Genomic DNA, 25,293 nt, shown 5'->3' with positions numbered 1-25,293 from the left:
ATGAAAAAGATATATATACTGGCCGGATGGATTTTTCTGATGGCCGCAACAAGTTGTAACGACGACCTGCTCGACAGCACACCATACGGGCAGGTCACATCACAGCAGTTCTGGCGTAATGGCGATGACGTCGTGGCTGCCACCAATGCGATTTATGCACCGCTTTTGAACGAGGATGGCTTTGCGCACACGGAATACACATTCGACAATTGTTCCGATGATATGAACCGTGCGGGCGATCACTCGGATGAAACTTCACTCGAAATGTTCACGTTCGACGCGGCAAACTCGCACATCCTGGCTACCTGGTCCACCAAGTATGAAGTCATCTCGCGCGCCAACGCGGTGCTCATCAATGCGCCCAAGGTGACGATGGATGAAACGTTGCGGAACCGCAGCATGGGAGAGGCATATTTCCTGAGAGGATTCATTTACTGGCGGCTGTCGCTGATCTATGGCGAAGTACCGATTATCCTGGAAGCGGATGCTTTGGAAAATAACTACAATAAACCGAAGTCTACGCTGGCCGAAGTACGTGCGCAGGCGGAGGCCGATTTTCAAAAAGCGGCGGCGCTGCTTCCTGTCAGTTACGCAGATGCCGAGTCGGGGCGCGTTACCCAGGGCTCTGCGAATGGTTTCCTGACCAAACTGTATGCTTACCAGGAAAACTGGGCCAAGGCAATCGAATCGGGCCAGAAGATTATCGGAAATGCCGCTTACAAAATGGCTGACAAGTACGACCAAAACTTCCAGCTCGTGACCGAGAACAATCCGGAAATCCTTTTTTCACTGCAATATGAAACCGGCTGGACGACCGACAACTCGCCTACCTTCTACCATACGCCGCAGGTTTTCGGAGGATGGGGTTTCCACGAGCCGATCGACGATCTGGTGAAGGAATTTGAGAAAGGAGACCCGCGCCGGGCCTATTCGATTTACAGTCCGGGCGACAAAGTGGAGCGCGGCTCAGCCGGTACAACCACTTTTACGGCCGATATGACGCGGGTTACCGGCCACTCATTCCGTAAATACACCAGCTTTACCGAAGGAGGAGACATGAGCCAGAGCCTGAATGCGCCTTTCCTGCGTTCTGCTGATGTGTACCTGCTGGTGTCGGAGGCCAAGATCCGTTCGGGACAGAATGGCGACGCCGAACTGAACGCGGTCCGTAAACGTGCCGGTCTGCCTGCTAAAACAGGCGCCAAGATCGCCGATGTCATGCATGAACGCCGTGTGGAACTGGCGGGTGAAAACGAGCGCCACCAGGATCTGATGCGCTGGGACAAAGCGGGGCTGATCGATATCGCAGCACATTACAAAATTGCCAGAGGGCCATTCAAACCGAGCCGTAACTTCATCAAACCCAAACATTATTACTTCCCGCTACCGCAACGCGAAGTGGATTTGAGTAATGGGGTTTTGAAACAGAATGAGAATTATTGAATGAGTGCATGACAATTAGTGACTAAATAACCAGACTGGCGGTACTGTCATTCTGAGCGCAGTCGAAGGATATTGGCGATGCCGTATGTGCTTCGACTGCGTTCAACGTGACAGTACCGGCGCACCCAATGCCCTGCTAACGCAATGACCCTTTTTCGAAAACTTCCATTGATGCTCATCGCAGTGACAATTTGCAGCTGCAACGTCCCCATACGCATGCAGGAGCGCGACCTTGCCGGTGTGTGGCGGACAGACTCGATCAGTAACTTTGTGAATGGGTTCAGCTTTACCAACAACACTTTTGATGAGCATTGGTCGACATTCGAGTACGGAAGCGACGGGCTACTCGCGGAGCGTAAAAAGGAAAAGTCGAAAACCTATCATTATCTGCTTCCTGCTGCGGATTCATTGGTTTATACAGACTCTACCGGTCATCGGCTGAGCGGTTTCGAAATTCTTAAATTGACTGATAACCGGTTGATATTGAAGAAGAAACAGAAGCCCTATCTTCCGGGGAAGAATCAGGAACTGTATGAAGTCCGTTTTTTTTCCAAAATCAATGCAGCCCATTAACTGCGAACCCGGATGACCCGTCTCTCCCTATTACTGTTTTGGATGACCCTGCTAATCGGGTGTACGACGAAAGACAAACCCCGCAGACTTTTTGAGCTGCTCCCTTCCGGCGAGAGCGGCGTGCGTTTTGCTAATAACCTGAAAGAGAGTGACGAGCTCAACATCCTCACATACGAATACTTCTACAATGGCGGCGGTGTAGGAGCCGGCGATATCAACAATGACGGAAAGCCCGATTTGTTTTTCACCGGCAATATGACCGAGAGCAAACTGTATCTCAACCAAACGGACACAGCGGGTAGTGCGATGCGGTTTAAAGACATTTCCCAAGAATCCGGTATCCATATTCCCGGCGGGTGGGCAAGGGGGGTATCTATGGTCGATATCAATGCGGATGGCTACCTCGATATTTATGTGTGCCGGGCAGGCCCGGCACAGGCTGGACTGCTAGATAATCTGTTGTTTGTCAATCAGAAGAACAACACATTTAAAGAAGAAGCTAAAACCTACGGTCTCGATTACGCAGGAAATACCACCCAGGCCGCCTTCTTCGACTACGATCACGATGGCGATCTCGATGCCTACCTCGTTACCAACGTAATGAATATGCGGGGGCCGAACAACATCCGCCAAAAAGTAAGCGACGGTTCCTCTCCCAATGCGGACAGGCTGCTGCGAAACAACGGGAACGGCACATTCACAGATGTTTCGAAGGAATCCGGGATTTTGGAAGAAGGCTACGGACTGGGTATCGCGGTGGTGGATGTGAACAACGACGGATGGCAGGACGTGTACATTTCCAATGACTATGTTTCCAACGATCTGCTGTATATCAATCAGCACGACGGCACGTTTCAAAATCGCATCACCGACTATTTCAAGCATCAGAGCTATTCGGCCATGGGCAACGATGCAGCCGATATTGATAACGACGGCCTGGTCGACTTCATTACGGTGGATATGCTGCCCGAGGACAATGTCCGTCGCAAGAATATGTTCGGGCTGATGAACTACGACCGCCACTTGTCGGAGCTCCGGATGGGCTACGAGCCGCAATTTATGCGGAATACCCTGCAACACAACAACGGAGAGCGGCCAGGCAGCGGGGATACTTTTTTCAGCGAAGTAGGGCGCTATGCGGGTGTAGAAGCAACTGATTGGAGTTGGGGCGCTTTATTTGCCGATTATGACAACGATGGTTTCCGCGACCTGATGATCACCAACGGCTACCCCAAAGACATTACCAACCGCGACTTCGTAATGTACCGGATGGCCGAGCACGAGCAGCAAATGCGGTCCGGTAGCGGTGATAGCCGTAAACTAGCCGAAGCATTGAAACAGGTTGAAGGGGCGCATTTGCCGAATTACCTCTTTGCCAATAACCGCGATCTCACGTTCGCAAACAAATCCGCGGATTGGGGATTCGACATTCCATCGTTCTCGAACGGCGCCGTTTATGCCGACCTGGACAGTGACGGTGACCTGGATCTGGTGACGAACAACATCGATCAGGAGGCATTTATCTACCAAAACCATTCGGAAGAAATGGCTGATCGCCGTCAACTGACCGTTCGACTGAAAGGCCCTGCGATGAATCCCAATGCGTTGGGCGTTAAAGTCTGGGTCTATAATGCCGGCAGTAAACAGTTCCTGGAACATTCTCCCTACCGGGGGTATCAGTCGTCCACGGAGAGCAACCGGGTTTATTTTGGTGTAGGTAAAACTCAAAAGCTGGACAGCGTTGTCGTTCTCTGGCCCGATTCCCGGTCACAGGTATTAAAAAATGTTGCGACGGGCCAGCCTTTGGAACTCGACTATGCGAGGTCATCATCGCAAAAAGGAAGCCCGGCGAACACAAAAACAGCATTCGCTGCCAGCCTTTTCACAGAGACTACCAGCCTGGGCACTACGTTCCGGCATCGGGACGACCTTTATATTGACTTTAAAATTCAACCGCTTCTTCCGCATTTACTGTCTCAGAATGGGCCGGGCATTGCGGTAGGAGATATTAATGGTGATGGCTTGGAGGATTTTTACGTCGGCGGAGCATTCAACCAGTCGGGAAACATTTTTATGCAAAATAAGCAGGGCCGGTTTTCTGCCCGTCCGCTGGTGAATGGTCAGAAATATGAAGAAGATATGGGGGCGCTCTTGTTTGACGCGGATGGTGACCGCGATCAGGATCTTTATGTAGTGAGCGGGAGTAATGAGTTTGAGCCCGGTTCGAAATACTACCAGGACCGGCTGTATAAAAATGATGGTAAGGGAAATCTCAGCATTGATACGAGCGCCCTGCCACCACTTACCGGCAGCGGTTCCACCGTCAATGCGGCTGATTTTGACCGCGACGGCGATCTCGACCTCTTTGTCGGCGGCAGATTATCGCCCGGCATGTACCCGCTGCCCGGCGATAGCTACCTGCTGCGAAACGACGGTGGCAGGTTTACCGAAGTGACCAGTAGTCTCGCACCCGCGCTGAAAGACATCGGCATGGTAACCATCGCATTGTGGACGGATTTCAATCAGGATGGCTGGGTCGACCTGATTGTGGCAGGTGAATGGATGCCCATTACTTTTTATAAAAATAACCACGGAAAATTCACCAATACGACTGCAACAACCGGTCTTGCACACACCACGGGCTGGTGGAACAGCATTGCTTCCGGTGATTTCGACGAAGATGGGGATACGGATTATGTGCTGGGCAATGTAGGGCTCAATAGTGAGGGAAAATCTTCCAACGACAGGCCGGTGACAATGCTCGCTAAGGATTTCGACCAGAGTGGTACCATGGACCCGGTGATGGCCCGCTACATCGGCAACGATCTCTACCCGGTTCACCCTCGCGACGAAATGAACAGTCAGATGAATTTTCTCAAAAAGCGTTTCATTTACTATGCGGATTATTCCAAAGCGAAGATCACCGATATCTTTAAACCGGAAGAGTTGAAAGACGCAAAGAGACTTGTTTGCGAAACAATGCAGTCCGTTATGTTGGAAAATAAGGGTAATGGGCGGTTTGCTAGGCACGACTTACCCGGAGCTGCGCAACTGGGCGCCGTGTACGGGATTGTCTCAGGAGACTTTGACGAAGACGGACACCTTGATCTGCTGCTTTCGGGCAACAGCCACGCTACCGAATCGATCAGCGGGCGTTTGGACGGCCTGGACGGGTTGCTGCTGACCGGCAATGGGAAGGGACGATTTACGCCGGTAACTGCCGCAAGGAGCGGCATTCTGATTCCTGGCGACGCCAAAGGAATGGCGCAGTTGACGCTTGGTAATGGAAGCAGTCTGGTACTTGCTGCGCAAAACAATGGGCCACTACTGGCATTCCGCACCGTTGAAAATGACGAGGACATTTACATCAGGCCAATGTCTCAGGACGCATTGCTTGAAGCGAGCTATGCCAACGGCCGGACAATACGCATAGAGCTGAACTATGGTTCGGGGTATTTATCGCAATCGGGCAGGGGAGTGGCACTTCCGCGAAAGGGGTTGCAAAAAGTAATGCTTACCGACTTTCGCGGGCAAGTCACGGAACAGAAATTTTTGCCGCTACCAGACAAACGTCCCCACTGAACCTGCCTTCAAAACGGCCACCGTCACATTTGCGCCGTCCTGAATGGTGAACTTCTTCTCGGCATCGGAATCGTTCAACACGATCAAAACCGTTTTGCCTTCCGGCGTCAGGAAGGTTACATGCAGGAGTTTTTCATCTGCCGGGCGCCCGATTGTCACGTTTGTGCCCGACGCAATCCGCACAGAGCCGGGCCGCACAAACCTCGAAGCGTGGGCCACCACATAGTAAGCCGCATTCCGGGTAACCTTGTCTCCATCGATTGTAACGCCACCCAGGCAGCGGTCGCAGCCGCCACGATCCGTAAATGGCCGATTTTGCGGATTGCTGGTCAGATTCCATTCCAGCACCGTACGTGCCCAGTTTTGCGTAGCCCCTATCGTAAGGTTTTTGATATGGTTCGGGAGATCTTTCGCGAAATCGCCCGGCGCGCCCATCCATTGTTCTGTAAAATAGAGGCTTTTTTCCGGATGGGCATCGTGTACTTTCGACAATGCATCGATGGTGCCACCATAGAGGTGGAATGCGGAGCCGTCCACATATTTTTTCGCCGCCGGGTCGTCAAGGATCGAAATTGCATATTCCGGTTTGTCGGCATTGTGATCGTAAATGATGATTTTAGTGTCGATTTTGGCCTTTTCAAACGCGGGGCCGAGATGGCTCTTAACAAAAATAGCCTGATCCTTCGCCAACATCAGCAGGCTAGGGTTGTTGCCGGGATGCAATGGCTCGTTCTGTACCGTAATAGCGTCGATGCGGATGCCTTCTTTTTTCATATCCTGGATATACCGCACAAAATAGCTGGCGTAGGCGTCATACCATTCCGGTTTCAGGCTGCCGCCCCGGGTATCGCCATTATCCTTCATCCAAACCGGTGGCGACCAGGGTGAGCCAAGGATTTTAAGCTTTGGATAAATCGTCAGGATCTCTTTCAGAATCGGTATGACGTCGTTACGATCGGGACCGAGGTCAAAATGCTTCATTTCCGGGTCGGTTTGACCCTGCGGGAGGTCATTGTATGAAAAAATCTTTTCGTTCAGATCGGATGCACCTATGCTCACACGCAGGTAAGCCATCCCGATGCCGTTTTCTTCGGTCGAGAAAAGCTCTTTCAGCAATGCAGTACGTGCCGTTTGGCTCATTCCCATCAGGTGCGATGCGCTGCCGCCGGTAAGCGTAAAGCCAAAACCGTCGATCTCCTGGTATTTATGCTTCGGGTTCATATGAACAACCGGTGTTTCAATGAGACGGGCATTCTTGCTCATTTTCCAGAAAGTGAGCTGGGGCTGTCGTTGGAAAAGCGCGGATTTGTCCAAATTGGTAAGCCAGAAGTCGACTTTGCCTTTCCCGGATTGTCCGGCGGCTACATGGGAGGCGAGCAAGAAGAAACACAGGAATAATGCAGGTTTAGGGAATGAAAAGTTCATTTGGATCGCAGTGATTGAAATGATGTTATTAAACAATGCAGTGTAATCGATTATGTTGAAAAACACTGAAAATAATGTAATATATTGCGAGTTCAAATGTAAGGGAACCTGCACGGGAATGTGCATGACGGACTACTACATTACTACAACAATCAGACGAAATTGCGAAATAAATGCCCTGGCGTGGTTTCCAACTACGTCAACCTCCCGACCAGTGTACTGCAAATGCTGAATAAGATTGTGATCGCATTTCTGCTGGCGTTAGCCTTCTTCTCCGGCCTCGCTCGCGCCCAGAATACCATCGGTCTGCCCGAAGTAGTCAACTATACCAAACAAACCTATCACGCCGGTACCCAGAATTGGGCGATCCGCCAGGACCGTAACGGTGTTATGTACTTCGCCAACAATGAGGGCTTGCTCACTTTCGACGGCGTATACTGGCGCACCTATCCGTTACCTAACAAAACCAAGGTGCGCTCGATGGAAATCGGGACGGATCACCGCATTTACATCGGGGGAGAAAACGAGTTTGGTTATTTCACCCCCGACCAGCGCGGGGTATTGCATTATGTTTCGCTGCGCGATCTCGTGCAAGAAAAGGACCGCGGTTTTGCCGACATCTGGAATGTGGCGGTGCTTAACGGAAGCGTATTTTTCAGAGCCAGCAACCGGATTTTTATATATGAGGATAAAGCCGTGACGGTCTTCAAGGGAGGCTCGCACTGGCGCTTTATGGGCGTATCCAATGGTGTGGCCGTCGCCCAGGACGCTGCCAGCGGACTTTTACGCTATGACAATGGCCGCTGGATGCCTTGGATCACATCTGGAGACCTGCCGGACGAGTATTTGTCCACGGCGCTGCTGCCGTTAGGCAAAGATACTTCGCTGCTGGTGACGATGGACGCCGGTTTGTTCCGGCTGGCGGGCGATCAGGCCCAAAGGCTTCCATCTGCATTTATCGATCAGATCAGGAATGAGCGCATTTACGCCGCAACCCGTGTCAATGACAAGCTTATCGCATTGGCAACCAGCCTGGGCGGTTGTTACATCGTGACCAACGAGGGGGTATTTGTTCACCGTTTCGCCCGCGCCGATGGATTGCAGAATAACAATGTACTCAGCGTTTTCAGGGATCACGATAAAAACCTCTGGCTGGGCCTCGACAACGGCATCGATTTCATTGCTTACGACAACGCGATCAAGAGTATGTACCCGGCGGCTGCGAAAGACGAATCGGGCTATGCGTCCATTATTTTCAGGAACCGCCTTTATGTGGGGACTTCTAACGGGCTGTATGTGGCAACGGTAGGGAAATTCGGGGACCTGAGCTATGTGAAAGGCGCGTTCTCATTTGTGGAGCAATCGAGGGGGCAGGTATGGGGCCTTTCCGAGATCAACGGAAAACTGCTGATGGCGCACCATGAAGGCATTTTTGAGATTGAAAACAATGTGGCCCGGCCCATTGAAAAGCGGAACGGCTTCTGGGGCTTTTTGCCGGTATCCCGGATTTATCCTGTCAAAACCGTGGCCGTGGGGACATATAACGGAATTAATTTCCTGCAACACGATGGTCAGGCATTCCATCCTGCCGGCAATGTACCGGGCTTCGACGTGGCTTCCCGCTTCCTGAGTTCGGATGCACGTGAGGAGAATGTGATCTGGACATCACACCCTTATCGTGGTGTGTTCAAGGTAGCGTTGTCAGACAACGGGCAATCGGCTGCGCGGCAATACACGCACAAGGAGGGCCTGCCGCTTTCGCTCAACCATAATTATGTGTATAAAATCAAAAACAAGATTCTGGTAGCGACCGAAAAAGGCATTTATGAATACGATGCGGCAAAGGACCGGTTCATCGCTTCGGCCTATTACAACAGTATTTTCAAAGGCCCGGGCGTGCGTTATCTTAAAGAAGATCAGGCGGGTAATGTATGGTTTGTACGCGGAAAAGAGCTTGGCGTACTGGATGTAGGCAACGGTACCCCCAAAATGATATTCCTACCGGAACTGAACCACAAAATGGTTTCCGGTTTCGAGTACATTCACCCGCTGAACGAGCAAAATATTTTGGTGGGGGGCGAAAAAGGCATTTTCCACATCAATTATCGGCGGTACAAGCAAAACAAAAGCCATATCAACGTTCAGATCAGCGCAATGCGGTCGTTTGGAAAGTCGGATTCGCTGCTGTTTGGCGGTTATTTCGGGGAGGTAAACGAAGTCAGAAAGCAGCCCGAAAAAAACATCCTCCATATTGCGAACCGACTCAATTCCGTTGGTTTTGAATTTTCTTCAACCCTGTTCAGTCAGCAGTCGAGCATCGAGTATTCGTATTTTCTGGAAGGCTTTGATAACAACTGGTCCAGCTGGTCATCGAGAAGCACGAAGGAGTATACGCACTTGCCGCCGGGACATTACAAATTCCTGGTGAAAGCACGAAATAACTTCGGAAGTGAGTCGGCGGCTGCGGGCTATGCATTCGTGATCCTGCCGCCATGGTACCAGACGATCTGGGCGTACCTGGGCTATGGGGTGCTCCTGTTAGGGCTGGCGTTTTTGTTTTACAAATGGCAGGAAAAGCGCTTTTTACACCAGCAGCGCCAACATTTGGAAGAACAGAAAAGGCTGCAATACCTTCACCAGCTCGAACTTGAAAAGAGTGAAAAGGAGATCATCAAACTGAAAAATGAAAAGCTGGAAGCGGAAATCCTGCATAAGAACACAGATCTCGCGACTTCCGCAATGCATTTAGTCCAGAAAGCCGAACTTTTGTCCAAACTAAAAACAGACCTCGTTAAAATCACCAGGAATGCGGAGGACGAAAAGATCAACGATGATCTCAAAAAAATGATCAAAGTGGTGGCCGATGAAAACAAGGTCGACAAGGATTGGGGCCAGTTTTCGCGGCATTTCGATAATGTTCACAGCAACTTCCTCATCGCTTTGAAGGAAAAATATCCCCACCTGACAGCCAATGAACTGAAAATGAGCGCTTATTTGCGCATGAACCTTTCCAGCAAGGAAATTGCCCAGCTGATGAATATTTCACTCCGGGGGGTGGAGGTAGGCCGGTACAGGCTTCGCAAGAAGTTGCAGTTGCCTACGGAGGTCAATATGTTCAATTTTTTCCTCGGCTTCCACTTCGACGAGTCAAAAGAAAAGGCTTAGAGCAATGCTCCAAGCCTTTCTGATCAATGGTGCGGAACTACTACTTTGTCCCGCCCCATTCTTTACTCTGCTCGATTTTCGTATTTTCCATTTCCAGCAAAGGAATCGGAAGAATTTCGTTTTTACCGGCTACAAAGCCTTTGGAGGCCAATGCGGTAGGAGCATCTCCCCAGCGCACGAGGTCCATCCAGCGGTGGCCTTCGCCCGCCAGTTCAAGGCGTCTCTCTTTCTTGATGTTTTCAAATGTGGCGGCCACCGGTTTCAGTCCTACCCGTGCACGTACCGCGTTCAGCAGTGCAGCCGCCCGGGTGAGGTCGCCGGATCCGCGCACCAGTGCTTCGGCTTCCAGCAGGTAGGTGTCTGCAAGACGGGTATCGTACATGTTCTGTGGGAAGTTCAGTTCAGGAACACCGGCACCCGACCAGCGGTTTGACTGCCGTCCCGCGAATTTTTCGAGGAAGTAGCCGGTATTCATGTACCCTTTTTCATAAGACACCAGTCCCGCTTTTTCAAGGCTGTCGAGGTTGGCAACCGTGGATTTGTTGCGGGGATCGAAGTGAATCGCCTCAAACAGCGAGGGCGTTACCGGTAGGAAGCTCCATCCGGATACATAATCCGGAGCGGTGTCCGACTTACGATTGTAGCCGCGCGGACCGGTAATGATGTTCATCACATTTCCCTCGGTACACGACACACAGCTCCATCCCCCGGCAGAGGTATTGGTGTAGGACAGCTCGAAGATAGATTCACTGTTAAACTTGTTACTGGTTTTCCAAAGATCCGCAAAATTGTCGAGCAGCTTATAGCCGTAGGGGTTACTGCCGCCCGGCGTCCCGTTGACCTTCGCCAATTCCTGCGCCGCCGGCGCGAATTTTTGCTGATACAACAAAACTTTGCCGAGAAGCGCGTGTGCTGCGCCCTGTCCGACGCGTCCGCCCTCGGTTGCTACGTTGATCGTCGCCGGAAGATCGGCGGTCGCTTCGGTAATGTCCTTTTCGATCTGTGCATACACCTCCCCGGGCGTCGCTTGCACCACATCGTACATTTCCTGCGTGGAAATAGTTCTCGTAAACAAAGGCACATTCTTGAACAGCCTTACCAACTCGAAATAGAAGTAGCCCCGCAGGAATTTCGCTTCCGCAGCGTAACGCTTTTTCAGGGTTTCATCCATCGGCACCCCAGGGAGCTTTTCCAGAAGGGCATTGGCGCGGAATACGCCGGAGAACCCTTTTCGCCAGAGTTCTCCCTGTGGTCCGGTGGTCGGGTTTAGGGTATAGTTGGAAATGACCTGAAAATCCATGATATCGCTCGGGCCGCCACCCCCGGCAAAGTGGTCGTCGGAGGCTGCGTTCATGGTGGCGATGGTGCTTACGTAGCCGTTGCCTTGCCAGCCCACGACGTCGTATATGGCCACCACGCCATTGAAAGCCTCTTCCTGGTTGCGGTAATAGTTGGCTTCCAGGTTCAGCCCTTTTGGTTTTACATCCAGGAAGCTTTCAGAGCAAGACATAAGCTGCATGCCGGCAGTAAATGCCAGTGCAGTCGCGAATTTGTTATATCTCAATTTCATCTTATTCGTATTAATCAATTAAAAGCCAATGTTCAAACCTACCATGAACGAACGCGCCTGCGGGTAGATACCCTTGTCGATACTGAGCACGCTTCCGCCGATTTCAGGATCATAGCCGGTGTACTTGGTGAGGGTAAACAGGTTCTGGCTCATTACATACACGCGTGCCTTTTTCATAGCCACCTTGCTGATCAGCGAAGCCGGGAGCGAGTAACCGATTTGCAGGGTTTTTAGACGGAAAAAGTCGCCTTTTTCCAGATAGTAGCTCGAAGGGTTCTGGAAATTCTTGTTTGGGTCGCCGTTCACGATACGAGGGAAGGTCGTGGAAGTTTCCGGGCCGGTCCAGCGGTCCAGGGCGTCTGTCTGCCAGTTCGCATTCGCGATATCGAGGCGACGCAATCCCTGGAAGATCTGATTACCGGCAACACCTTGGCCGAACACCACGATATCAAATCCTTTGTAAGCCGCATTGAGGGTCAAGCCGTAGTTCCACTTCGGAGTGGGGTTACCAATGAAGGTGCGGTCGGTTTCAGTGATCACGCCGTCGCGATTGAGGTCTTCCCATTTGAAATCACCCGGTTTTGCATTCGGCTGGATCTTTTTGCCGTCGGAAGAAACGTGTGAATCGACTTCCTCCTGGGTTTGGAAAATACCCTGGTTCACATACCCGAAGAACGAGCCGATCGGTTGGCCTACCTGGGTGCGGGTAATAGGGGGCGCTCCCTGGAAGCTGGCACCGCCTGAGAGGTACTCCACACCATTGCCCAGGTTGGTGACTTTGTTTTGAATGTAGGAAACATTACCGCTCACAGAGAAGTCGATTTCACCCAGACGTTTGCGATAACCCAATTCCAGTTCCACACCGGTATTTTCCATGTCGGCGATGTTGGCCGCAGGGTTGGAGATCGCGCCTACGTACCCCGGTATGCGTGGATTTTGAAGAATGTCCTTGGTAGCCTTTTTGAACCATTCGAATGTTACATTCACATTATTGAAGAGCGTCGCGTCGAAACCAATGTTGGTCTGGCTGGTCTGTTCCCATTTCAAATCCGGGTTGGCCGGTGCGTTGGGGCTGTATCCGATGATGTAACTGCCTGAGGTTCCGATGGTATAATTACGACCGCTACCGATGGTCGACAGGTAGGCGAAATCGCCGATGCCGTCGTTACCCACCACCCCGTAACCACCGCGGAATTTCAGGAAGTTAACCGCATTGATCGAAGGGAAGAAATCTTCCCGGGACAATACCCATCCCAGCGAGAATGAAGGAAATACACCGTATTTGTGGTTGGAACCGAAGCGGGACGAACCGTCGCGACGTATCAGTGCCTGAACGAGGTATTTCTCGTTGTAATCGTAGTTCAAACGGGCAAAAAGCGAGCTTACGGTGTGTTTTGCCCCTTCCGAGCCGTCGGAGTTACGCTGGTCGGCCGGTACTTTGAAGTTCAGGGACGCGTCGTCGAAGTTGGTAGCCGGTACGTTGAAGAACGTCACGCTCGTCATCGTGGTGTTGTTGTCCAGGTAAGCACCTTGTCCCAAAAGCACGTTCACATTGTGCAGACCGAATGCACGGGTGTAGGAAATGGTGTTTTCAAGGTTGTAATCCAAACGGCGGTTGTTGGTGCGGTTGAAGTTGGTTTGCGACGTTACAGAGGCCGCATTCAGCCAGGAGATGGGGGTGAAGCTTTCATTGCCCCAGAATGCCAGCTTGCTGCCGATGGTAGACTTCAGCTGCAGGCCCTTGATCGGCTCGGCCATCAGGTAGGCATTACCCACGATGTTGTCGGACCAGCTGTAATTGCCTAAACGGGTTTGAATATACGCAAGCGGGTTGCTCATTTCCTGACCAACTGCCTGAGAGATGCCGTATGGATTGCCGTTGGCGTCGCGCTGGATACCCTTGTTTGTGTATGGGGCCGCATTGGCGATGGCCGGGTCGGTGATCACAGCGGGTGTGATCGGGTCGAGGTTGATCGCTGAGCTCAGCGGACCGCCGAATTCGCTGTTGGTGTTACCCAAACCGATCGATTTATCGTGCGCGTAACCCAGGTTTTGCCCGAATGTGAGCCATTTGGCCAGTTTGTGTTCCGAGTTCAGACGAATGCTGGTTCTTTTGTATTTGGAAATATCCGTAGCCACGATGCCTTCCTGATCAAGGTAACCCAGTGACAGATAGAAGGTTGACTTCTCGGATCCGCCGCTGATGCTCAGCTCGTGATTCTGGCGTTTGGCGCTGTTATTGAAAATCAATGACTGCCAGTCGGTTCCCTTACCGAACGATGCCGGGTTAGGATAGGGTGCTGTTTGTCCCGCATTCACGGCCGCTTCGTTGCGGATGGTTGCATATTGGGTAGCATCGAGCAGATCCAGTTTTTTGGCCGGCCCCTGCACACCGATGTAGCCATTATAGTTGACGCGAATACCGCCTGCTTTTCCTTTTTTGGTAGTAACCAGGATCACGCCCGCCGCTGCACGGGCACCGTAAATGGCCTGGGAAGCAGCATCTTTCAATACTTCAATCGACTCTATATCAGACTGATTGAGGTAGCCGATACCACCGTTGTCTACCACCACGCCGTCTACCACCCAAAGCGGGTTGTTGTTGTTCAGCGTTGTCACCCCGCGTACCCGAACAGTGGCGGCTGAGCCGGGTTGCCCGGAGTTGGAGGCGATCGTCAGACCGGACGTGCGACCCTGCAATGCCTCTTCCAGCCTGTTGATCGGCATCGATTCCAGGTCGCTGGCCTTCACGCTCGAAATCGCACCGGTGACGACGCTCTTTTTCTGTGCGCCATAGCCGACCACGACCACCTCGTTCAGATTGTCGACGGATTCCTGTAATTCAAAATTGATTTCCGATTGGTTAGCTACTTCGATCCTCTGGGTCAGCATGCCGATAAAACTAGCCACCAGTATCGAATTGGGCTGTACTTCAATGGAGTAATTTCCGGAAGCATCGGTAATCGTGGCGTAGTTGGTACCCTCTACCACCACAGTCGCGCCCACAAGCTCTTCGCCTTTGCCCTTAACACCGACCTTGCCCTTCACAACACGGCTCTGGGCGAGGGCCGTCTGCACAAGACCATATAGCATTAGCACACTACATAATAGTACAATTTTTTTGCTCATAGATGTTAGTATTAAAATTTAGTAGACAGGTAAATGACCTTTGCTCAATTAATTATTGAAAAAGTGATACTTGCGTATCGCCTGCAAAGGTATAGGCACAGTGGGGTCACCAGGCAGCAATGCATTACTACATTACTACCTCATATTGCACAAGTGAAATGTTTTCACGGAAAAATCACCCCTACATTACTACTACAATGCAGGTTGAGCTGGTTATTTATTGATATAAACTACGAGGATTTTGACTTTCAACCGGTGGTGACATCAATCTTTCCGATCACCTCTTCCAGATCGATGCCCTCGCCTAAAACGGGTTGGAAGAGATCGCCTTCGCGCTGTATCCGGGCGGTCGCGTTGTGAATCGTGAAGTCTTTCAGTGCGAGTCCCTTTCTGACCTCTTCCCAATGCAGGGGCATAGACACGGTGGCACCTGGTTTGGGCCGGACGGCATAAGGGGCGGCCAATGTGGCCTTTGGCCTGTTTTGCAGATAGTCGATGTATAATTTGCCTTTGCGGTTTTTGGTCAGCCGTTCCACGCTGGTAAAGTCGGGAAGTTGCTGCTGGGCCTGTCCCGCCACCCATTCGGCGAAGAGCTGGCACTGATCGTACGAGTATTTTGCGCCGAGCGGGATGTAGATATGCAGGCCTGTGGAGCCGGAAGTTTTGCAGTAGGCAGGTACACCGAGTGAATCCAGCAATTTTTTGATGGTCTGGGCAGTTTCGATCACCTGTCCGAAGGTATTACTGGTGTCGGGATCGAGGTCGAGCAGGCACCAGTCGGGATTATCGGGCTTTTCAATGCGGCTGTTCCAGGGATTCACATCAATGGCACCAAGGTTGGCCATGTAGAGCAGCGTTGCTTCGTCGTTGCAGAGCATGAAGTTCTTCTGCTCTCCTTCCGAGGTATAAGGGAACGTCCCGATCCAGTCCGGAACCTTGCCGGTGACGTCTTTCTGGTAAAAACTCTTTCCGTGAATGCCGTTGGGAAACCGGTTCAAAGAAAGCGGACGGTTTTCCAGATAGGGTAGAATAAAGGGAGCTACCTGGTAATAATAGTTGATCAGATCGCGTTTGGTGATCTTGTCTTCCGGCCAGTAAAGCTTGCCCAGATTCGAAAACTTCACTTCACGGCCGCCAATCTTACGAACCTGCGTCTCCTCTTTGGGGTTCAGCAATGTTTTCCTTTTTGCCTTGTCCGGCTTGCTGATAATTTCCTCATGAGTGTTTTCAGTCTCTTCGACTACCTCTTCCGTTGACTTCTCGATCTCGCGAACTACTTCTTTGGCCGACTTGTCTTCCCGCATTCCTTCGAAGGACGGGTGCCGGAAAACGCCATCGGCGGTCACTTCTGTAAAGCTGATCTCACACACGAGTTCGGGTTTCAGCCAGGTGACATTGGCGTGCGGCGGGTTGGGCCTGAAACGCGACGGTTTGTTATAGTCCGGTGTTTCTTTAAAGGGGCTTTTGGGAGTAACCAATGGTTTGAAGAGCGCCAGCATTTCCTTTTGTTGCTTTTCTTTGAAGCCGGTGCCCACCTTGCCCACATAGCGCAGCTCGCCATTTTCGTAAGCAGCGAGCAGGAGTGCGCTGAATGGCTTGGGGGAGTCGTCGTTCAGGGTGTAGCCGGCGATGATCACTTCCTGCCGCTTATTGATCTTGACTTTAAGCCAGTCGCGGGAGCGGATGCCCGGATAGTATTCGCTGTCCGACTTCTTGGCGATAATGCCTTCCAGCCCCATTTTTTTAGCCGCATCAAAAAAAGCTTTGCCTTCGGCTTCGATGCTGTATCCCAACTGAACGGGGCTGCTTTCGTCTACGATGCGCTTCAGAATAGCTTTTCGTTCGGATAATGGTAAATGCACGAGGCTCTTGCCTTCCAGCCAAAGGACGTCGAAAACATAGAATACCAACTCGCCGTCGGCCTCGCTTCGCCAGTTCTGCAATGCGTTGAAGTCGGAATGGCCTTTGTCGTTGATCACTACGATTTCCCCATCCAGCACGGCATTGATTTTCCATTGGGAAAGCTGCTGGTATATCGGGTAAAATTTGTCATCGAACGATTTCTTGTTCCTTGATTGCAGGCTTACGTCACCGTTTTGCAGGTATGCCAATGCCCGGTAGCCATCCCATTTGACTTCAAACTCCCAGGCGTCGTCGTCGAACGGTTCGTTTACCAGTGTCGCCAGCATCGGTTGTAAGCCATTCGGAAATTTTTGTTTCTTACCCTTTCGCAGGATTGCTGTTATGTCGGGCTCCGGACTTTTTTTTTCAGCCTTGTCGCTTTCAGCCGGTTCCCGGGCTGCGCTTTTAGCGCGTTTTTTTGCGGGTTTTGCGGATTTGCCCTCGTCGTGATCGCTGATCCAGACATGGTCGGCACTTTTTTCGATGCCTTCCAATGTTTTCCGGGACACTGCTGACCGGTCTTTTTCAGTAATATCCTCCTCCGAGGCATATTTGTCGCGGTGCTTGATCAGCAGCCAGGCATTCTCCTCCATGCCTTTTGTTTTTACCAACGCAAATTCTCCTTTCAGCTTTTTGCCATGCAGCCTGAATTTCAGTGAACCTGAACGCAGTTCTTTCAACAGCATTTTTTCCTTGCCTTTTTTTCCTTCCACTTCCTCCAAAGGTTCGTAAGTGCCAAAATCCCAGACCATGACGGTACCGGCGCCATAATTGCCTTCGGGTATGATGCCTTCAAAATCCTTATAATCGTAAGGGTGGTCCTCCACCATCATCGCCAGCCGTTTCACCAACGGGTCCGTGGATGGGCCTTTGGGTACAGCCCAGCTTTTGAGCACACCATCCATTTCCAGGCGGAAATCATAATGTAGCCTGCTGGCGTCGTGCTTCTGGATCACGAAAATCAGTTCATCTTTGCCGGCTTTACCGCCTTTAGGTTCGGGAGTGCGTTCAAAGGCGCGTTTCTCGTTGTATTTGGTGAGGCCCATGGTTAAAATTGGTTGAGTAGTTAATGTACGGGTACTGCTGTTCCGGCGATCATTTTCCCTAATGTTCTGGCATTGTTTAAAGCATGGCCGCCGACATCGTTGTTGAAAAATGCCCAGACCTGGTGGCCTTTGTCGATCCAGTCGATGAACTTGGCGGCGTAGTTTTCCAGTATTTCGTCGGAGTAGGACGAGCTGTACAGGGAATGCGGTCCGTGAAAGCGGACGTAAATGTCTTTGGCGGTGGCCTCCTCGTGGTAAGGGTAGCGATCCGATTGGGCGAAGACTAGCGTAATCTCGTACTTTTTCATCAACCGGATGCTCGCCTCGCTGAACCACGAAGGGTGGCGTACTTCCAGTGCAAACCGGTATTCGCTGTAATCGCGTTGCAGGATTTCGTAGAATGGCGCGACCAGGTCTTCATGAAAAGGCGCATTGGCCGGGAGTTGTACCAGTACGGGGCCCAGATGCTTTTGAAATGGCTCGAATATTTTGAAAAAGCGCTCAAGCGGCTCTTCCGGATCGTGGAGTTTCTTGAGATGACTCAGATATCTGCTCATTTTAGGGCAGAAAATGAAGTCTTTCGGGACGCTATTGACCCATTTTTCAACAGTACCCTGCTGTGGCAGCCGGTAAAAGCTGTTATTGATCTCAGCAACATGAAAATGTTTGGCGTAAAATGCGAGATAGTCCGCTGCTTCCACGTCTTTGGGGTAAAAAATACTTTTCCAGTGTTTGTAACTCCATCCCGAGGTGCCGATGTGTATGTTTCGCTCCACTTTCACTTTCAGTTTGCTGTACGGCTTCGGAATGCAATAATCGTACCGCCGGGGCCGGAAACTATCAGGCGGATAACAGGGAATGGTTTTTGAGTTCTCACCGGGAACCAATCACCTTTTAATCACATCAAATGGCAGTTATAGATATCCTGGGAGACCAGGAAGAGACATTAGGCACAGCGGATGACCTGCGCGAGGAGGTCGTTCTCGAGATTATGCAGCAGGAGATCGTGGGGAGTATGGTTAAAATTGAGTTTGAAACTTCACTGGGGCTATGTACGGGGTATTACCTTTCCACCGAGCTGGGGCATGAGGAGATCAACCTGGAAGCTGAGTCCTTTGAACGTTTGAAACAACTATTCCCTGCGTGTAACGGCGCATTCGTGCATCCGAACAATCGCGACTGGGTAGAAATCAGCATGGCGGAAGGCATGGGAGGTTTGCCGGAATACAAGATTTATAGCCGGGTGGTAACAGGGGGTATTGTATGAGCCGGTCTGGTGGGTAGATTTCGATTCATGGCCCCGAGTGTGCTTCAAAGTCTATTTCGGCAGGTTTAACCAAAAAAATCCGCCTAAATGCCGATTTATTTCGAAATTGGGCGCTTTGACGAAACTACCAACGCTTTCTCCGTATGAAAGATATCACTGTAAAAGACTTGCAGGCCATTGAAGTTTTTAAGGATGTTCCTGAGAGCCAGCTGCAATGGATGATCGACCGCAGCCAGCATTATGAAATCCAGGAAGGCGAGCTGATGACCCGTCCCGGCGAACCGATTTCCGGAACGCATATTATCTTTTCCGGGCGTATCGAACTGTACCGGGTACAGAACAATGCCAAGCATGTAATCTCGCAGCTCTTGCCGGGCGCTGTTACCGGTATCCTTCCTTTTTCGCGGGGGAAAGTCGGGATAGCATACGGCGTGTGCCTCGAAACGACACAGTTGATGACGTTCCCCAAAGAGCTGTTGAAAGAACTGATCATCTCGCATTATGAGCTCACGCAGGCGCTCGTGATCGTGATGACGTCACGGGTACGCGAGTTTACCGAGCTGGAACAGCAGAACGAAAAGATGATGGCATTGGGTAAGCTCTCGGCCGGTCTGGCGCACGAGCTCAATAACCCGGCTGCTGCCATTGTGCGCAGTTCGGCTTCGCTGAAACAGCATTTGCTGATGCAGCCGGATTCGTTCCGGTCGCTGCTGTCGATCCATTTGTCGGATAACGAGATCGACCTGATCAACGGCAAAATGGTGAGCCTGCTCAGTAATGTCAACCGTCCGGTACTTTCGATGATGAAACGGTCGGAGAAGGAAGACGAGATCCTGGATTGGCTGGATGTTCACCAGATCGAGGGATGCGACGACATTGCGGATAACCTTGTTGAGTTTGGTGTGGGTGAAGATGACCTGGAAGAACTGAAAAGCAAGATCAATCAAAAAGACCTCTCGCCGGTACTCACGTGGATCAACAACAGCCTGACCACGGAACGCATGGTGGCGGACATTCAGGAAGCTTCGAAGCGCATCGCCGAGCTCGTAGGCTCGGTAAAGACATTCACGCATATGGACCGCGGGGGTGAGCGCGAGGTGGTCGATATTCACATTGGCATCCGCAATACGCTGATCATGCTGAACTACAAGCTAAAAAAGGGCAACATCAAGGTCACCGAAGATTTTGACCTGACATTGCCTCCCGTGAAAGCGATGGTAGGCGAGCTGAACCAGGTGTGGACGAACCTGATTGACAATGCGATCGATGCGTTGGAAAACCAGACGGCCGCTGAATTGACCATTATCACCCGGCGTGATAAGGAATTTGTAAAGGTGACGATCTGCGACAATGGTCCGGGCGTGCCGGCGGAAATCCGTTCGAAGGTCTTCGACCCTTTTTTTACGACTAAATCGGTGGGGAAAGGCACCGGGCTGGGACTGGACGTGGTGTCCCGCATCGTGAAGCAGCATAATGGCACCGTTACGTTGCATTCACAGCCGGGCCGCACCGAATTTCTGGTTTGTTTCCCATTTAATGGATAATTTTAATTCTCAACCATCTCTTAAAGAAAGCTCCTATGGCTTTGCCCATTATCTTTTCCATTGACGACGACGCACAGGTGCTCAGGGCCATTAGCCGTGACCTGAAAGCCCACTACCGTGATAAATACCGGATATTAAGTACTACTTCCGTGGCCGAAGCCATTGAAAGCCTGCTCGAATTGCAGAACCGGGGCGACGAAGTGGCAATGTTCATTTCGGATCAGCGCATGCCGGAAATGCAGGGTGTCGACTTCCTGCAAAAAGCGATGAAGCTGTTCCCCTTCGCGAAACGGGTGCTGCTCACAGCTTATTCCGATACCGAGGCGGCGATTAAAGCTATCAATGACGTCCAGCTGGATTATTACCTGATGAAACCCTGGGATCCGCCGGAGGAAAAGCTATACCCCGCCGTCGACGAGCTGTTGCGTGACTGGCAGGGTAACTACCGCCCCGACTTCAAGGGTATTAAAGTAATAGGTTACCAGTTTTCACCCAAAGCGCACGAAATCAAGGACTTTCTGGCTGGAAATCTGGTGCCTTACCTATGGCTGGACGCCGAGTCGAACGACACGGGCAGGCTGATTGCAGAAAACAACCATCTATGCCCGGTCGATTTTCCGGTCGTTATTTTTGAAGATGGCTCGCTGTTGAAAACCCCGTCGCTGATCGACATTGCGGGCCGTATCGGTCTGAATCCCAAGACAAAACAGCAGATCTATGATGTAGTGATCATCGGAGCCGGACCAGCCGGGCTGGCGGCGTCGGTGTACGGAGCTTCGGAAGGTTTAAGTACTTTACTGATCGAGCGGAAAGCACCTGGTGGTCAGGCGGGAACGAGTTCCCGGATCGAGAATTACCTGGGTTTTCCGACTGGCCTGAGCGGAGCAGAATTAACGCGCCGCGCCATTACCCAGGCCACACGGTTCGGTACGGAATTCCTCTCACCGCAGTTTGTGAAGGAGATTAAATTGAAGGATAAATATAAAACCGTCGTGTTGGGCGACGGGGCGGAGATCAACGCCAAAGCCGTGGTGATCACGACGGGTGTGGATTACCGGAAACTGGAAACGCGGGGAATAGGTGATTTTACTGGAAAAGGAATTTATTACGGCGCTGCGAGTACCGAAGCGAGCTCGTGCGGAAACAAGGATGTGTATGTGCTCGGCGGAGGTAATTCGGCAGGACAGGCGGCAATGTATCTGTCCAAATTTGCCCGGAATGTCTATATCCTGATCCGTAAAAACGACCTGACGTCGTCGATGTCATCCTACCTGATCGATCAGATTGCGGGTACCGAAAACATCAGCGTATTGGGCTGCACGGAAATTGTGGAAGCCAGAGGCAGCGACCACCTCGAAGGGTTGAAGCTGACAGACCTCAATACCGGCGAGGAACGCGATGTGCCCGCCGACGCCCTGTTCATCTTCATCGGCGCCAAGCCATACACCGACTGGGTAGGACTGGAAATCATCAAGAATACCAAAGGTTTTATCGAAACCGGCCGGGATATGAAGAATTACGACAATTTCAAGCAGATCTGGAAAGTCGACCGTGATCCGTACCTGCTTGAAACGAGCTCACCCGGCATTTTTGCTGCGGGTGACGTGCGCGCAGGCGCGATGAACCGCGTGACCTCCGCAGTAGGCGAAGGATCGATGTCCATCAGTTTTGTTCACCAATATTTAAGCGAAGTATAATGGATCAGGTTTGTAAGCATATCAGCGATATTCAGGAGATTAAGGTGGCGACCGAACTTGCCTGTGAGGAATGCAGGAAGGCCGATGGCTGGTGGGTACACCTGCGCACCTGCCAGACCTGCGGTGCCACATTGTGCTGCGACAGTTCGCCGGGCAAGCATATGACCAAGCACTTTCACCGCACCGGCCACCCCGTGGCATCATCGGCGGAGCCCGGCGAGAAATGGCTTTGGTGCTATGCGGATGAATCTTTTGTGGAGTATGAGTGAGAAGGAAGGGAGGAAGGGAGAAAATGGAGAAAAGGGAGGAAGGGAGAGCGAATGTCACCTTTCCCTTCCTCCATCCTCCTCATCCTCCCCATTCTCGCCATTCTCCCCATCCTCCTCGTCCTCCCTCGTTCATACTCCTCCCTTCATTTTTCTAAGATTGAATTTCGTAACTTTATGGCATGACGAAGACGGCGACTATCGAACAGTTCTATAAGGACACTTCCCAGCTGATCCCGGAACCGCTTCAAAAGGAAGTTGGGCATTTCAATATCTTCCGGACGGACGAACTTTACCGGGCGTTTGCGAAGAACCGTGCCATGCCCTATAATCGTCGGGCCTATTATAAAATCAGCCTGATTATTGGCCGCAACCGCGCGGAATATGCGGACAAGGTTATTGATATCGAGCATAATGCATTGCTTTTCGCGACTCCGCTGATCCCTTATAATTATGTGCCCCAGGACGATAACCAGGCTGGTTTTTTCTGCATCTTCTCCGAGGATTTCCTGACGCAGGACAATAGTGGTGTGCGGCTGCGGGAACTGCCGGTGTTCAGGCCGGGTGGTAATCCGATCTTCTTCCTTACCGATGAGCAGATCGAGGACATCAAGTATATTTTCAAAAAGATGTTCAGGGAAATCGAGTCGGATTACGCATACAAGTATGATCTGCTGCGCAATTATGTGATCGAACTGATCCATTTCGGGCAGAAATTGCAGCCTGCAACCTCTTTGTTTACAGAAACCAATGCCTACAAAAGGGTTTCTTCGCTTTTTGTGGAACTGCTTGAACGCCAGTTTCCCGTAGAGCCGCCGCACCAGAAGCTGAACCTGCGCTCGGCCAAGGATTATGCAGACCAGCTTTCAATCCATGTGAATTACCTGAATAAGGTTTTGAAGGAGATAACCGGTAAAACGACTACCGAGCTCATCACCGAGCGGATTATCAAGGAGTCCAAGATCCTGCTGAAACACACCGACTGGAATGTGTCGGAGATCGCATACAGTCTGGGTTTTGAAGAACCATCGCATTTCAATAACCTTTTTAAGAAGCACACCACACTGAGCCCGCGCGCATTCCGGGTGTAAGATTTGAATTTCGTAAGTTTTGATTTGAAACCCGCAAATCCGGCGGGATACTGCCCGGTACCTTTGTTCCATCAATTTTAAACAATAAGAAAGATGGAATCAGCAAGTAAAATAGCATTGGTTACCGGCAGTAGTCGTGGTTTGGGAAAAAACATGGCATTGCGCCTGGCAGAAAAAGGGAACGACGTGATCGTGATATATCGCAGCAAGGAACAAGAAGCGGAAGAAGTGGTAGCAGTGATTGAAGCGCTGGGACAAAAGGCAGTGGCAGTTCAGCTCGATACCGCGGATGTCAAGGCTTTTGACGGTTTCTTTTTACAGCTTTCAAGTATATTGAAGGACAAATGGAACCGGACTTCCTTCGACTTTTTGATAAACAACGCAGGTATCAGCCGTCCTTCGGCATTCGGTCAAACGAGCGAGGAGGATTTTGATGACCTTATGAACGTGCACTTCAAGGGGGTTTACTTCCTTTCTCAAAAAGCACTGCCACTGATCGCCGACGGTGGCCGGATTGTGAACCTCTCCACCGGCCTCGCGCGCTTTTCCACACCCGGGTATGCTGCATACGCATCCATGAAGGGCGCGATCGACACGTTGACGCGCTATATGGCCAGGGAACTGGGCAGCAGGGGCATTACTGTTAATGCGTTGGCGCCGGGAGCCATCTATACCGATTTCAACAGCGATTCATTCGATAAACACCCGGGCCTGACGGAGTTCATCAGCAGCGTTACCGCACTCGGCCGTGTGGGCCAACCCGACGACATCGGCGGCGTGATCGCATTCCTTTGTTCGGAAGATTCGCGCTGGATCACCGGGCAGCGGATCGAAGTTTCGGGCGGGATGTTTTTGTGAAAAGTACCAATGCCGTTGTCAATGCCGGCGTCAACTAACACGGCATTGGCAACGGCGCACCGCAGGTTGTTGGTGATAACACCAACAACCACATTACATTTTCTTCCCTGACAGCTTCAAATGCACATCGATACCCGGCTTAATGGATGCATCATCCGGCAGGCCGGGTTCCGTGGCGTAAGTCATTCCCCACAAAGTACGATCAATCCGGACTTTTCCTTCCATTTTGAAAGAATCGCCGCTGATATCGATACGGGCGGGGAATGTGACTGGGTTACTTTTACCTAACATCGTTAAATGACCTGCCACCTGGTAATTTGCATCTTTTACCACGTCGTCACCGCTGCCAGAGAATGGGGCGACGACCGTGATTTCGAAGGTTACGTCCGGATGCAGTGCCATATTAAAGAAATCAGGGCTTTGCAAGTGGTGAACCAGTTGATGCTTAACCTCTTCGGTGGGAAGGTTAAAGTTGATGATCGAGGAAACCGGAATGGTGAATGCACCGCTTTTAACTTTACCGTCCTCGATGATGAGACTGTTGCTCTCGACCCCGATCGACCCTTCATTGAAATAGCCGGTTTTGAGATACCCCTTCCATTCCGCTACCGAGGTGTCGTCCAAATGATACCGGGTGGTCGATACATCGTGATCCGTACAACCTGTAAATAGTGTAGCAAGTGTTAACAGTGTTAGAAATTGTTTTTTCATGTTTTGATTTGTTTTCATGGCTGA

The 25,293-nt window shown here is 51.3% G+C and carries 16 protein-coding genes; 10 read left to right on the top strand and 6 right to left on the bottom strand.

Annotated elements, in window-relative coordinates:
* From BP71_RS19530 to BP71_RS19520, 3 genes are all read left to right on the top strand, one after another.
* The gene (locus tag BP71_RS19530; RefSeq protein WP_496382260.1) at positions 1-1,443 is read left to right on the top strand and encodes a RagB/SusD family nutrient uptake outer membrane protein; all 1,443 of its coding nucleotides are present in this window, start codon (positions 1-3) and stop codon (positions 1,441-1,443) included.
* 144 nt (positions 1,444-1,587) lie between these two features.
* Positions 1,588-2,016: a hypothetical protein gene (locus BP71_RS19525; protein WP_496382258.1), complete on the top strand. Its 429-nt coding sequence runs from the start codon at positions 1,588-1,590 to the stop codon at positions 2,014-2,016.
* Between the two features lie 12 nt (positions 2,017-2,028).
* Positions 2,029-5,598 carry a VCBS repeat-containing protein gene (locus BP71_RS19520; protein ID WP_496382256.1) on the top strand — a complete coding sequence of 1,190 codons (3,570 nt, stop codon included), beginning with the start codon at positions 2,029-2,031 and terminating at the stop codon, positions 5,596-5,598.
* Here the strand turns inward: BP71_RS19520 and BP71_RS19515 are convergent.
* Positions 5,575-7,023, bottom strand: coding sequence for a glycoside hydrolase family 30 protein (locus BP71_RS19515; RefSeq protein ID WP_496382254.1), 1,449 nt, complete (start codon positions 7,021-7,023; stop codon positions 5,575-5,577). The genes BP71_RS19520 and BP71_RS19515 overlap by 24 nt on opposite strands.
* 162 nt (positions 7,024-7,185) lie before the next feature.
* On the opposite strand from BP71_RS19515, the gene BP71_RS19510 reads away from it, so the two are divergent.
* The gene (locus BP71_RS19510) at positions 7,186-10,188 is read left to right on the top strand and encodes a ligand-binding sensor domain-containing protein (RefSeq protein ID WP_496382252.1); all 3,003 of its coding nucleotides are present in this window, start codon (positions 7,186-7,188) and stop codon (positions 10,186-10,188) included.
* A 40-nt stretch (positions 10,189-10,228) separates the two neighbouring features.
* Here the strand turns inward: BP71_RS19510 and BP71_RS19505 are convergent, their stop codons facing one another.
* The 4 genes from BP71_RS19505 to BP71_RS19490 form a co-directional block, all read right to left on the bottom strand.
* Complete coding sequence (locus BP71_RS19505) at positions 10,229-11,758, bottom strand: RagB/SusD family nutrient uptake outer membrane protein (protein WP_496382250.1); 1,530 nt, start codon at positions 11,756-11,758, stop codon at positions 10,229-10,231.
* Positions 11,759-11,776: 18 nt separating this feature from the next.
* A complete protein-coding gene (locus tag BP71_RS19500; RefSeq protein ID WP_496382248.1) occupies positions 11,777-14,887 on the bottom strand; it encodes a SusC/RagA family TonB-linked outer membrane protein in 3,111 nt (1,036 codons plus the stop codon).
* A 248-nt stretch (positions 14,888-15,135) separates the two neighbouring features.
* Complete coding sequence (ligD, locus tag BP71_RS19495; protein WP_496382246.1) at positions 15,136-17,835, bottom strand: DNA ligase D; 2,700 nt, start codon at positions 17,833-17,835, stop codon at positions 15,136-15,138.
* A 20-nt stretch (positions 17,836-17,855) separates the two neighbouring features.
* A complete protein-coding gene (locus BP71_RS19490; protein WP_496382244.1) occupies positions 17,856-18,611 on the bottom strand; it encodes a DUF72 domain-containing protein in 756 nt (251 codons plus the stop codon).
* A 131-nt stretch (positions 18,612-18,742) separates the two neighbouring features.
* Here BP71_RS19490 and BP71_RS19485 point away from each other — a divergent pair, with 131 nt between their 5' ends.
* The 6 genes from BP71_RS19485 (at position 18,743) to BP71_RS19460 (ending at position 24,558) form a co-directional block, all read left to right on the top strand.
* Positions 18,743-19,102, top strand: coding sequence for a hypothetical protein (locus BP71_RS19485; protein WP_496382242.1), 360 nt, complete (start codon positions 18,743-18,745; stop codon positions 19,100-19,102).
* A gap of 143 nt (positions 19,103-19,245) precedes the next feature.
* Positions 19,246-20,646 carry an ATP-binding protein gene (locus BP71_RS19480; protein WP_496382240.1) on the top strand — a complete coding sequence of 467 codons (1,401 nt, stop codon included), beginning with the start codon at positions 19,246-19,248 and terminating at the stop codon, positions 20,644-20,646.
* A gap of 35 nt (positions 20,647-20,681) precedes the next feature.
* Entirely contained in the window at positions 20,682-22,343 is a 1,662-nt protein-coding gene (locus BP71_RS19475; protein ID WP_496382238.1) for an NAD(P)/FAD-dependent oxidoreductase, read from the top strand.
* A complete protein-coding gene (locus tag BP71_RS19470; RefSeq protein WP_496382236.1) occupies positions 22,343-22,612 on the top strand; it encodes a UBP-type zinc finger domain-containing protein in 270 nt (89 codons plus the stop codon). The genes BP71_RS19475 and BP71_RS19470 overlap by 1 nt, the downstream gene beginning before the upstream one ends.
* Positions 22,613-22,791: 179 nt before the next feature.
* Positions 22,792-23,700, top strand: coding sequence for a helix-turn-helix domain-containing protein (locus tag BP71_RS19465; protein WP_496382234.1), 909 nt, complete (start codon positions 22,792-22,794; stop codon positions 23,698-23,700).
* Between the two features lie 93 nt (positions 23,701-23,793).
* Positions 23,794-24,558: an SDR family NAD(P)-dependent oxidoreductase gene (locus tag BP71_RS19460; RefSeq protein ID WP_496382232.1), complete on the top strand. Its 765-nt coding sequence runs from the start codon at positions 23,794-23,796 to the stop codon at positions 24,556-24,558.
* 93 nt (positions 24,559-24,651) lie between these two features.
* Here BP71_RS19460 and BP71_RS19455 read toward each other — a convergent pair whose 3' ends face one another.
* Entirely contained in the window at positions 24,652-25,269 is a 618-nt protein-coding gene (locus BP71_RS19455; protein WP_496382230.1) for a YceI family protein, read from the bottom strand.
* Positions 25,270-25,293: the final 24 nt, after the last annotated feature.

The sequence above is a fragment of the Dyadobacter ginsengisoli DSM 21015 genome (assembly GCF_059568735.1).
The sequence above is the reverse complement of the archived record's forward strand: the minus strand, read 5'-3'. Positions and strand labels throughout refer to the sequence as shown.